This window comes from Coprobacter fastidiosus (assembly GCF_982245605.1).
On record NZ_CEVCIF010000027.1, the window covers coordinates 39521 to 50552 of the forward strand.

The 11032-nt window shown below is 39.2% G+C and carries 12 protein-coding genes; 6 read left to right on the plus strand and 6 right to left on the minus strand.

Features of this window, described 5'->3' with window-relative positions; genetic code table 11:
• Positions 1-2 precede the first annotated feature (2 nt).
• From AC0UMU_RS08405 to rsmH, 3 genes are read right to left on the minus strand one after another with little or no spacing between them, the layout of a single operon-like run.
• A complete protein-coding gene (locus tag AC0UMU_RS08405; protein ID WP_278714871.1) occupies positions 3-2126 on the minus strand; it encodes a penicillin-binding protein in 2124 nt (707 codons plus the stop codon).
• Positions 2113-2520, minus strand: a complete 408-nt coding sequence (locus AC0UMU_RS08410; protein ID WP_022390260.1) for an FtsL-like putative cell division protein — start codon at positions 2518-2520, stop codon at positions 2113-2115. Before AC0UMU_RS08410 ends, AC0UMU_RS08405 begins: the two co-directional genes overlap by 14 nt.
• A 34-nt stretch (positions 2521-2554) precedes the next feature.
• A complete protein-coding gene (rsmH, locus tag AC0UMU_RS08415; RefSeq protein ID WP_122329726.1) occupies positions 2555-3463 on the minus strand; it encodes a 16S rRNA (cytosine(1402)-N(4))-methyltransferase RsmH in 909 nt (302 codons plus the stop codon).
• Between the two features lie 312 nt (positions 3464-3775).
• Here rsmH and AC0UMU_RS08420 point away from each other — a divergent pair, with 312 nt between their 5' ends.
• The 4 genes from AC0UMU_RS08420 (at position 3776) to AC0UMU_RS08435 (ending at position 7570) form a co-directional block, all read left to right on the plus strand.
• On the plus strand, positions 3776-4600 hold the full coding sequence (locus AC0UMU_RS08420; RefSeq protein ID WP_278714880.1) for a lyso-glycine lipid O-acyltransferase GlsA: 825 nt from the start codon (positions 3776-3778) through the stop codon (positions 4598-4600).
• A 22-nt stretch (positions 4601-4622) separates the two neighbouring features.
• Positions 4623-5567 (plus strand): glycine N(alpha)-acyltransferase GlsB, encoded by a 945-nt coding sequence (locus tag AC0UMU_RS08425; protein WP_022603008.1) that lies wholly within the window; start codon positions 4623-4625, stop codon positions 5565-5567.
• A 77-nt stretch (positions 5568-5644) separates the two neighbouring features.
• Positions 5645-6358 carry a phosphatase gene (locus AC0UMU_RS08430; protein WP_022603010.1) on the plus strand — a complete coding sequence of 238 codons (714 nt, stop codon included), beginning with the start codon at positions 5645-5647 and terminating at the stop codon, positions 6356-6358.
• 102 nt (positions 6359-6460) lie between these two features.
• Positions 6461-7570 (plus strand): WG repeat-containing protein, encoded by a 1110-nt coding sequence (locus tag AC0UMU_RS08435; protein ID WP_169721147.1) that lies wholly within the window; start codon positions 6461-6463, stop codon positions 7568-7570.
• Between the two features lie 45 nt (positions 7571-7615).
• On the opposite strand, the gene AC0UMU_RS08440 is transcribed toward AC0UMU_RS08435, so the two are convergent.
• From AC0UMU_RS08440 to recF, 3 genes are read right to left on the minus strand one after another with little or no spacing between them, the layout of a single operon-like run.
• Positions 7616-8068 (minus strand): acyl-CoA thioesterase, encoded by a 453-nt coding sequence (locus tag AC0UMU_RS08440; RefSeq protein ID WP_022603013.1) that lies wholly within the window; start codon positions 8066-8068, stop codon positions 7616-7618.
• A 4-nt stretch (positions 8069-8072) separates the two neighbouring features.
• On the minus strand, positions 8073-8363 hold the full coding sequence (locus AC0UMU_RS08445) for a DciA family protein (protein ID WP_009318104.1): 291 nt from the start codon (positions 8361-8363) through the stop codon (positions 8073-8075).
• 2 nt (positions 8364-8365) lie between these two features.
• On the minus strand, positions 8366-9469 hold the full coding sequence (recF, locus tag AC0UMU_RS08450; RefSeq protein WP_278714869.1) for a DNA replication/repair protein RecF: 1104 nt from the start codon (positions 9467-9469) through the stop codon (positions 8366-8368).
• A gap of 207 nt (positions 9470-9676) precedes the next feature.
• On the opposite strand from recF, the gene AC0UMU_RS08455 reads away from it, so the two are divergent.
• Positions 9677-10363, plus strand: a complete 687-nt coding sequence (locus AC0UMU_RS08455; RefSeq protein ID WP_022390252.1) for a tetratricopeptide repeat protein — start codon at positions 9677-9679, stop codon at positions 10361-10363.
• A gap of 90 nt (positions 10364-10453) precedes the next feature.
• Positions 10454-10945: a 6,7-dimethyl-8-ribityllumazine synthase gene (ribH, locus tag AC0UMU_RS08460; protein WP_122303818.1), complete on the plus strand. Its 492-nt coding sequence runs from the start codon at positions 10454-10456 to the stop codon at positions 10943-10945.
• The last annotated feature ends 87 nt before the right edge of the window (positions 10946-11032 follow it).

Here is an 11032-nt window from a genome sequence, read left to right on the forward strand (position 1 = left end):
CACTATTTTAATGTCAACGTGATTCTTTGACCTTTAATTAAACGAGCTCCTGCCGGAATCGATTGTCCGACGACTTTCCCTTTTCCGGAAATTGTTACATGAAGTCCGGCTTTCTCCAACAAATATATGGCATCTCGAGCTCCCATCCCTTTGACAGAAGGAATCGATTCTTCTGGTGTTTTTATCCCGTTTAAAATAATTTTATTTGAATGGTTTGCCGTTTCTACCCATGAACACTCTTTAGCATAATCCTCATATTGAATTTTCAATAAATCGCAAGCAAATGTCAATTTCTGAAAATTCCCGTTTTTGATATATGGGATGAGGGGGTGGAGCGTATCGGGATGCTGTACGACGACAGAAGGGTATAATCCTTGAGCGTATATTTGTTCTGCAATACTCCGAACTACAGCTCCGGACATAGAGCCTCCCGACGGATAACCCTTATGAGGGTTGCTTACTAAGACCATGCATGTATATCTTGGTGTCCCGTCTGCCGGAAAATATCCGCAGAATGAGACCCTGTGCTGTTTCCCATTACCCCGGTATCCGGCTGCTCCTTGGGCTATTTGAGCCGTTCCTGTCTTTCCTGCAATTTTTACGTAATCCGATTTTACAGGACCTGCTGTTCCCTTTTGAACGACATCGGTCAGCATTTGCTGTATCTGTGCTAATGTTTTGGGTGTACAAATCTGAGGGTTGACGGTTTCTGTTTTTTTCGTTTCGATAATAACCCCGTCTTTACTGATTTCTTTAACGAAAATAGGTTTGATCATTTTCCCCCCGTTCGCAATGGCATTATAGAACATCAGAGTGTATATAGGCGGTATTTGTATCTCATAACCGAATGTCATCCATGGTAAGGTCGTTTTATACCATCGGTTCTTGTCTTTGATCGGATGTTTGATTTTGGGTCGTCCTTCACCGGGGATATTGAGGTTTACAGGTGTATTCAGTCCCATAGCATATAGCCTGTCGACAAAATCTTGCGGATGTTTTTCGAACCCTTTCAGGATGATTTTTGCGATTCCTATATTAGACGAGTACCAAATTGTCTGAGCTGCACTGATGCGATGATACCCGCCTCTGTGAGCATTGTGGTCGGTCATTCGAGAGCCTGCATACATGAAGATACCGTTTCCGACATCTACGGTATCATCGGGTTGTATGATGCCGGCATCCAAGGCTACCATCATAGAGACGGTTTTAAATGTTGACCCCGGCTCTACTTCATCTGCAACAGCGTGGTTGCGAGTTTCTGCGTATGTCCCGTCCGGCATGCGTCCGATATTTGTGATTGCTTTTATCTCTCCGGTAGCAACTTCCATCACAATTGCCGTGCCTGATTCAGCCTCAATTTCCGAGAGTTTTTCGACAAGAGCCTTTTCTGTAATATCTTGAATTTTTATGTCTATTGTCGTGCGGATATTTGCCCCGTTTATCGGTTCGATATTAGTCATGTTTACCCAACGTCCGCGTATTTTTTGTTTTGTTCCGCGACCTGGAGTCCCACGCAATAAAGAGTCATAGGCAAGTTCTATCCCGTTTTTTCCGCCTTTTTCATATTCTCCGTAAATATCTCCGATTGTACGGGAAGCTAATGATCCGAAAGGTTTTATTCTTTGGACCATTTGCTTCGTATAAAATCCGCTTTTATTAGGTCCCATTCTGAAGAGCGGGAACTGCTTTATCTCTTTCAAATCTGTATAGGAAACCCTTTTTCGATAAACGGGATATTGGCGGCTTTTAGAACGGTATCCTTTCAATAAATGGGCTTCATATCCGGCAGGAGTACGATCCCCGAGTTTTTCTGAAAGAGCTTTGCTCAAAGGTGTGATGTATTTCATGAGGGTGTCCCGTTTCAATCCGTCGGCTTTGAAGTCTATGTACAAATAGTATTGAGGAACGGTACTAGCCATTAATCGTCCGTCTTCTGCCAGAATATTGCCTCGTTCTGGCAGAATCGTTATATTTTCGATTTTGAGAGAATCTGCTTTTCGTTGCCAGTGCTCTCTATCGATAAAAGCAGTGCGGCCTACCTTATAAAGTATTGCACAGCAAATGAATACGATTAATAAGGTAATGATAATATATCGAAATATGATGTTTCCTCTATCGGTTGCCATGATTTTTCTTTACAAGTTTAAACGGGGGCTGTTTTGACTCATGCAGATCAAGACCTTTCGATTCTATTAATTTCTCGACTTGCGATTGACGGCTGCTTCCCATTAATTTAGAAGACAATGTCAGGGCCTCATAACGGACATCGACCAGATGTTTTTGTAATTCACCGATCTGGGTGATTTTTTGCTGGCAGGTATATCTGTTGCTGATATAAATGAAAAGTAATATGACAATTACCAGAATGCGTTTCCATTGGCGTATAAGAATGTCATTGGAAATGAATCGTCCCAGAAAAATATCTTTTACATGAAGTCCCTGAAAAAGATCTCCGATACGAAATCCTTTTTTGTCTTCCTGAACTTCTTGATTTTTCTCCGTTTTTATATTTTCTTCCATTTGAGTGGATAATTTTCTTTAGAAAATTTATCTATTATATTTTTTCCGCAATACGCAATTTTGCACTTCTTGACCTTGGATTTCGTTCTATTTCTGCATCGGACGGGGCGATCACTTTGTTGTTTATCGGTTTAAAAGGAGTATTAATTCTTCCGAAAAAATCTTTTTCGGCTTTCCCTTCGAAATTACCGGTCTTGAAAAAATTCTTCACCAATCTATCTTCAAGAGAATGATAAGTCAGAATAGCAATACGTCCTCCGGGTTTTAATAACTCGGCTGCTTGTGTCAGCATTTTACGGAGGCTGTCCATTTCGTGGTTTACTTCGATGCGTAAAGCTTGGAATAATTGGGCCAATTCTTTTTTTTCTTGTTTCCGGTTTATGAACGGATGTATTATCTCTAAAAAATTTTCAATATCCGTTATTTTTCCTACTGTTCTTTTTTGAACAATTGCTGCAGCTATTTTCCGGGCGGTTTTTAATTCTCCGTAAAGAGAAAATATGCCCGATAATTTTTCTTCATCATAATTATTTAAAATATCAATGGCAGAAATTCCTGCCCGATTGTTCATCCGCATATCCAGTTTTCCGCCAAACCGAAAAGAAAAGCCTCGCTCAGAATCATCGAAATGATGAAATGAAACACCTAAATCAGCTAATAGTCCATCGATTTTTTCGACATTATAATAATGCATGAAATTCTTAAGAAAACGGAAATTGCTACGGACAAAAGTGAATCGGCTGTCGTGTAAGATATTCTGCTCTGCATCGGCATCTTGATCAAATCCGTATAGGTGTCCGTCATCATCCAGACAGTTTAGTATCGCTTTAGAATGTCCACCTCCTCCGAACGTAACATCGACATATATTCCGCTTGGTCGGATATTCAATCCTTCGATACATTCATTGAGTAATGCAGGTATGTGATATACAGTGTTTTGCATAAGTTTTTGATCGCCGATAAATATGAAATAGTTTTTAGACGATAAAGGTATGAATAATTATTTATAGGAGCTTTATTTTTTTATCAAAAGTTATCAACAAAATATGGCTTTGCAAGGGTTTGTCGGATAGTGGGTTATTGTAATGTTAAACAATATGTGAAAATTGTTTTTTTTGATGTAAAATCTTCGGAAAAAACGGCATTCGATATTGAAAATTTTAAGAGATAAGGAATAAAAATTAAAAAAATAAGAATGAAGCTCAAGGGAGTTAAAGAAATATATGCTATTTTTGTTTCTCTTTTTATGGATAAAATGGAAAAGGAAGAGCCTATACAGATTGATATTGAAAAGGTTATTAAGAAAAAAGCTCCTGAGGTCGGGAAAAAAATTCCCGGATTTGTATATCGTTTTTTAGAAAAAACGATTTGTCAGGAGCAGATGAATTATATTCTGCGGGAATATGCCGATTGCAAAGGCGTTGATTTTGCAGATGCTTTGTTGTCGGAGTTGAATGTAAAGGTGAAGTTGGAGGGAGAGGAGAACATTCCTGCTGAAGGTAAATTTACGTTTGCATCGAATCATCCTTTGGGGGGCTTGGACGGTGTTTCTTTGGTGTCTGTGTTCGGGAAAAAATACAATTCTCATATTAAGGTTCAGGTAAATGATCTGTTGATGAATGTAGCACCTTTAGCTCCTGTGTTTTTGCCGATAAATAAGCATGGACGTCAGGCGAAAGATGCAGCCGATGTATTGAAGAATGCCTATGAATCGGATGATCAAATGTTCGTTTTTCCTGCAGGATTGGTATCCCGACGACAAAAAGGTCGAATTTGCGATTTGGAATGGAAAAAAGCTTTTATTTCTAAGACTATCCAGTTTCAGAGGGATGTGATTCCTATATATTTCGAGGGATTAAATTCCAGTTTTTTTTATCGGTTTGCTCGTATTCGTAAGAAACTGGGATTGAAATTTAATATAGAAATGATATATTTGCCGAGTGAAATGTTTAAAAGTAAAAACAAAACATTTGTGATACATATCGGTAAGCCTATACCTTGGCAAACTTTTGATAAATCGAAAAGCCTTTTTGAATGGGCTCAGTTTGTGAAAGATAAGGTGTACGAATTAAAAAAATGATAAGAAATTCATCAGTGATATTATGGAAGAAATTATAGCGCCGATAGATAGAGACCTGATCAAAGCCGAACTTACTCCGGAACGCTTTCTTCGCCATACTCGTAAAGGGGGAAATGATATATATATCGTCAACTGTTTTAATGCTCCTCATACGATGAGAGAGATAGGACGGTTACGGGAGATAGCATTTCGTCATGCCGGTGGTGGGACAGGAAAGGAGGTCGATGTAGACAGGTATGATCTGATGGATGAGCCGTGCCAGCAGCTTTTGGTATGGAATCCGGATGCTGAGGAAATATTGGGCGGTTATCGGTTTATATTGGGAGAAAATGTCCGTTATGATGAATCCGGACATCCAATAATCGCGACTTCTCATATGTTTGATTTTTCTCAGAAATTTATTGATGAATATATGCCCAGCACTTTGGAGCTGGGGCGATCGTTTGTGACATTGGAGTATCAATCTACCCGTTCGGGTTCTAAGGGTTTGTTTGCGTTAGATAATCTTTGGGACGGTTTGGGTGCTTTGACCGTAGAATATCCGCAAATCAGATATTTTTTTGGTAAGGTGACGATGTATCCTACTTTCTCTGCAGAGGGACGCAATATGATTCTTTATTTCTTGAATAAGCATTTCCCGGATCCTGATCATTTAGTCTGGCCGAGAACGCCTTTGGAGACCAACATGGATTATGAAAAAATGTCCGGACTGTTTAGAAACGACGATTTTAAAGAAGATTATAAAGTCTTGAATCAGTATGTAAGATCTTTGGGATTCAATATTCCGCCTTTAGTAAATGCTTATATGAGTTTATCTCCTACGATGAGGATGTTCGGGACGGCTATTAATGATGAATTCGGAGATGTGGAGGAGTCGGGAATATTGATTGCCGTAGATGAAATTCTGGAAGAAAAAAGAAGCCGGCATATCGAAACATATGATAAATCAAATATAAAGATAGTATAATCGAAGTTGTATGAAATAGGTCTGTAAAAGGACATCTTATCAAGATGTCCTTTTTGCTTTTATATTTAAAAATGTTTATGGATATATTGTTGGATGTACATACTCATACGATTGCGAGCGGTCATGCGTTCAGTTCTTTGCAGGAGATGGTGAAAAGCGCTGCGGAAAAACGATTGCGGTTATTGGGAATAACAGAGCATACTCCCGGCATTCCGGGAACGTGCGATTTGATTTATTTCAGGAATTTGCACGTAGTTCCCCGGAAAATGTATGGAGTGGAGTTGTTATTAGGTGCGGAAACCAATATCGTTGATTATAAAGGAAATGTGGATTTGCCGGAAGAATATTTTTCTTTTTTGGATATTTGTATCGCAGGGATTCATTCTTTTTGTTATTCTTCCGGAACGGCAGATCAAAATACCGATGCGGTAATCGGAGCTATAAGCAATCCGCATATCGATATCATAAGTCATCCCGGAGATGGAACTGCTCTTTTGAATTTTGAACCGATTGTATTGGCATCTAAAGAATACGGTACATTGCTTGAAATAAACAACAGTTCTTTAAATCCTGTCCGTAATAAGAGTGCTGCACGTAGAAATAACTTGGAGATTTTAAGGCTGTGTAAAAAGTATGAAGTCCCTGTTATTCTCGGGAGCGATGCCCATATATCATTCGATATAGCCTGTTATGACAGGCTGTATGATTTATTGAGGGAAACCGAGTTTCCGGAAGCATTGGTGATGAATGATAAAGTAGATGAATTTAAAGCTCGGTTGAAACGGGTATAGACTTTTGTATTCTTGCTGTTTTAAGAGCCTGCCTGAATTTTTTCGATGAAAAATATGAAACAAAACCGTATATTTGTAGTTATACATAAAAGTTGTAGACAGATGGTTGCACGGAAAGTTAAGTATTGTCTTGGAGCGGTTTTGGTATCGCTGTTTGTTTTTTCTGCCTGTAATTCACAATCGGGACGTATCGAATCTGTTACTCTTATTCCGGTTTGGCATGGAGATAGCTGTTTATATATAAACGCTGAAGATAAAATGGAGTTTAACGGACTATATCCTTCGGTTTCGCTTTTCCGTGAGGATATTGCTTTGGTACAGACGGCCGGGCGTGGTGCTCGTATCGGGTTTATCGACAATTCCGGAGAATTTGTTCTGCCGGCTGTTTATACACAGGCAACGGTTTTTCGTGAAGGAATGGCTTTTGTCGTTCGTCCGGGAGAAGCACCTTGTGCCATTAATCAAAAGGGAGAGCTGAAATTTACACTTCGGGATGCAGAAAGTGTGGAGACTTATCATGAAGATATGGCACTCTATTCGATCCGTGAAAAAGGGAAACTTCGTTATGGATATGTCGATAAAAAAGGAGAACCGGTAATAGAACCGGTTTTTTCCGGGGCAATGTCTTTTTCTCGGGGTAAAGCCGCAGTTCGGGATGCTAAAGGGAAATGGGGTTTTATAGATAAAGGCGGGGAGGCGGTTATTGAATGCCGTTATGATGAAGCAATGCCTTTTAATGATCGGGGTGTAGCTTTGGTGAGAGAGGACAGATTGTGGGGAGCCATTGATGAGAAGGGTAAATATGTTGTTGACCCTCAGTTTGAGATGATGTGTAGTGATGGAAAATGGTTTCAGGTGAAGTCTGAAGAAAACTTGTGGGGTTGGTGTGACCTTAGCGGGGAAATAGTAATCTCTCCCCGTTTTGAGAAAGCATTCGGCTTTTTTGACGGAGACAGGGCTCCTGTACTCCTTGAGGAGAAATGGGCGTATATCGACAGAAAAGGTATGGTTGTTATTAAACCCCAATTCGATAGGGCTCTCCCTTTTGTGGGTAATTTAGCCGCAGTTTGGGTCGGGGATTATATAGGATTTATAAATAAAGAAGGCCGTTACGAGATAAATCCTCAATATAATGGCTTGAGTCATGACTATGAGGCGAATGCTGTGTGGGGAGAATCTTGTTATGAACGTGTTACTACGGGCAAAAAGTAAAAAACTTTTTGTCTGTAATTACCGGTTTAAAAGATTTGTTTAAATTTATTCGGGTCTGATTTGTGGCTTTTTAGAGAAATCCCGTTCTTCATAAAACGAAATTGCCTCTCTCCATGCATCGGAAATTTCTTTTGCCGAAGATGTTTTCACGTCGAATCCGACCAAGATTGTTTCACAAGTTGCTTTTATCTCTTTTGTCTCGATATTTATGATTCGTTGGGCAACTTTCAGGCTTTTGTTTCCGATAGATATTGTGGCGGTCTGCACAGCTATTTTTTCGTGCATGAAGACCGGTAGTAAAAAATTGGCATTGATATTCGCGATGACGAGATCTGCATCATTCCAGTTGATGGGGCTGCGTTTTACGTCTTCAAAATAACGGGCTTTCCCCAAATCATAGAATGTGAAATAAATAGAATTGTTTACATGTCCTAAGGCATCGATGTCGTTGAATCTGAGTTGTACGGGTAACGTATGTTTGAAAATCATGTCTTGCATAGAGTTATCTGAATATTATGTTTGTTATAATTTGACGTCCTACTTGCTTATTTAGTCTGTCCATCAACATATTTCGGCACATACTGAGCTCGCTGCGTAATACGGAAGATGAGAGATGTACATACAGAACACCCCGTTGAATATAAAGTTTGGTCGTATAAGATGCGACTTGTTCGCCCAGCAGAGAATTCCATGCCTTTATGAGGCGGGTTTCATCTAATTTCAAATCGAGATTTTGTTCTTTGAGTACTCGGTCGATGATTTCTCCGATAGATTGGGCATCTTGCTTTTTCATTTTTATTTCTCCTCCTTTAGACTCTCGATATTTCCCTGTATTACCTGATAAAGATGAAAATCATGTCCGGTTTTACGGATAATTTCGTCGAGATATTCACGGTTGGTATCCGTTATGAAAATTTGCCCGAAACGCTCTTCTGAGACTAAAGAAATGATGCGTTCCATTCGTTGGGAGTCTAATTTGTCGAAAATGTCGTCCAATAGTAAAATCGGAGACGTGAATCCGTTCCGGTTCAGAAAATCGAATTGGGCAAGTTTCAAAGCGATCAGAAAAGTTTTATTCTGACCTTGTGATCCGATTCGTTTCATGGGATACTCACCCAATGTCATTTCCAGTTCATCTTTATGTGAACCTCGAGTGGAATAACCTAAAATGCGATCACGTTCTCTTACTTCTGCCAATTGGGTGAACAATTCTCCATGCTCGTGATGTGACCGATAAGATAATCCGACCGTTTCATTACCATCGGATATATATGTATAAAATTCTTGGAAGACAGGTATGAACGTAGATAAAAACGATCTCCTTTGTTTGAAAATCTCTTCTCCCGTAACAGACATCTGTTCTTCCCATATTTCATATAAAGCGGCATCTTTGATCTCTTGCTTAAGCAAAGCGTTCCGTTGAGCTAAAGCTTTGTTATAACGAATAAGCGTATCGAGGTAGTTCTTGTCGAATTGGGAAATTACAAGGTCTAAAAAGCGTCGTCGTTCGTCACTTCCTCCCAAAATAAGATCTGAGTCGGATGGCGAAACCATAACCAAAGGAATGAATCCGATGTGGTCGGATAGCCTGCCGTATTCTTTCTTATTCCTTTTGAACTGTTTTTTTTGACGTTTTTTCATCCCGCAATATACCTCTTCTTCATTTCCGTTATTATCATAATACCCTTGTAACATAAAAAAGTCTTCGTCATGGCGGATGATTTGCGAGTCGGCTATGTGAGAGTAGCTTTTGCAGAACGAAAGATAATAGATCGCATCCAGCAGATTTGTTTTCCCCATACCGTTATTCCCTAAAAAGCAGTTGATATTCGGGGAGAACGAAAGGTCTGCCTGTGCGATATTCTTGAAATTTATAATGGATAACCGTGATAAGATCATTCGTATATACGTTTGAGATGCAAACGTACATAAACTTTTTTATTCTAAAGGGAATTTGGTGGTTAAAACCCGATAAAAAACAAGATATTAAGGGGGTAGATGTAAAAAAATGAGATGGAAATTTCATTTATAAATATAATTAAATTACTTTTGTCAACCTAAAAACACATGCTTAAAAATTTATACGCGAAATAAAATTAAAATCATATGTCAAAAGAAAAACTTGAACACGACGAACTTGATAAGGTAAATGAGGTTTTGTCGTCCTCCGAACAATTTGTAGAAAAATATCAAAAGCCTTTGTTGGTTACCGTATTGATCATTATTCTTGTGGTAGCCGGTTTCCTTTCGGTACGGCATTTTTATTTTCAGCCCCGTGAAGTGAAAGCTCAGGCTGCGATGTACAAAGGTGAAATATATTTCGCTAAGGATTCTTTTGAATTAGCTTTGAAAGGAAATGGTGCAGATTTTGTAGGGTTTGAGGCAATTGCCGATGATTATTCCTCTACAAAAGCGGGAAATTTGGCTGCGGCATATGCCGGTATTTGTTATTATAACTTGGGCAAAGATGCGGAAGCTTTGGCGTATTTGAAAAAATTTGATGGTGACGATGCATTTTTGTCTCCGAATATTGAAGCTATGATCGGTAATTGTTATGCCAATATGGACCAATATGATGATGCAATCAAGGCCTTTGAAAAGGCTGCAAAAAAGGCGGATAATGAAATGGCTTCACCTATATTTTTACAAAAAGCCGCTACCGTAGCAGAAAAGATGGGAAATTATAAGAAAGCTCTGGATTTTTATCAGAAGATCAAAGATGAATACTCACAATCTATGATCGGTCGTGATATTGATAAATATATAGAAAGAGCTAAAGCTCATGTAAAATAAACCTGAATCATATATTATAAATGAAAAGCCGCCTTTTTCGGGTGGCTTTTTTTAACAAGTTGAATATATAAATAAAAATTTTGAAGATATATGGCGACAGCTTATCAAAATTTATCCTCTTATGATCCGGCTACAGTCCCTGATGCAAGTAATATGCGAGTAGCGATCGTTTGTGCTGAATGGAATGCGAATATTACCGAGAAACTTCTTGAGGGAGCTTGTAATACGCTTGAGAAGCATGGTGTGAAAAGCGACAATATATTTGTCGGTCGTGTGCCCGGGACATTTGAACTGACTTTTGGTGCTCAACGTATGGCTTCTTTTTATCATCCGGATGCCGTAATTGTATTGGGATGTGTCGTACAGGGAGATACCCCTCATTTTGATTATGTGTGTCAGGGAGTGACATCGGGTATAACTCATTTAAATGAGATATTGGATATTCCCGTGATTTTCGGAGTGTTAACTACCGGAAATATGCAGCAGGCAATAGACCGTTCAGGAGGGAAATATGGGAATAAAGGAGATGAAGCAGCAATAACAGCAATAAAAATGCATGCTTTTGCTTGCAGATTAAAATAATTTGACTACCTTTGCTCCGCAATTAAGAAAAGGGGCGAATACCAGAGTGGCCAAATGGGGCAGACTGTAAATCTGCTGTCTTACGAC

Bases quoted from the DNA above. Each gene is read 5' to 3' on its own strand.
- AC0UMU_RS08405 (WP_278714871.1), bottom strand. From the start codon at position 2,126: ATGGCAACCGATAGAGGAAACATCATATTTCGATATATTATCATTACC.
- AC0UMU_RS08410 (WP_022390260.1), bottom strand. From the start codon at position 2,520: ATGGAAGAAAATATAAAAACGGAGAAAAATCAAGAAGTTCAGGAAGAC.
- rsmH (WP_122329726.1), bottom strand. From the start codon at position 3,463: ATGCAAAACACTGTATATCACATACCTGCATTACTCAATGAATGTATC.
- AC0UMU_RS08420 (WP_278714880.1), top strand. From the start codon at position 3,776: ATGGAAAAGGAAGAGCCTATACAGATTGATATTGAAAAGGTTATTAAG.
- AC0UMU_RS08425 (WP_022603008.1), top strand. From the start codon at position 4,623: ATGGAAGAAATTATAGCGCCGATAGATAGAGACCTGATCAAAGCCGAA.
- AC0UMU_RS08430 (WP_022603010.1), top strand. From the start codon at position 5,645: ATGGATATATTGTTGGATGTACATACTCATACGATTGCGAGCGGTCAT.
- AC0UMU_RS08435 (WP_169721147.1), top strand. From the start codon at position 6,461: ATGGTTGCACGGAAAGTTAAGTATTGTCTTGGAGCGGTTTTGGTATCG.
- AC0UMU_RS08440 (WP_022603013.1), bottom strand. From the start codon at position 8,068: ATGCAAGACATGATTTTCAAACATACGTTACCCGTACAACTCAGATTC.
- AC0UMU_RS08445 (WP_009318104.1), bottom strand. From the start codon at position 8,363: ATGAAAAAGCAAGATGCCCAATCTATCGGAGAAATCATCGACCGAGTA.
- recF (WP_278714869.1), bottom strand. From the start codon at position 9,469: ATGATCTTATCACGGTTATCCATTATAAATTTCAAGAATATCGCACAG.
- AC0UMU_RS08455 (WP_022390252.1), top strand. From the start codon at position 9,677: ATGTCAAAAGAAAAACTTGAACACGACGAACTTGATAAGGTAAATGAG.
- ribH (WP_122303818.1), top strand. From the start codon at position 10,454: ATGGCGACAGCTTATCAAAATTTATCCTCTTATGATCCGGCTACAGTC.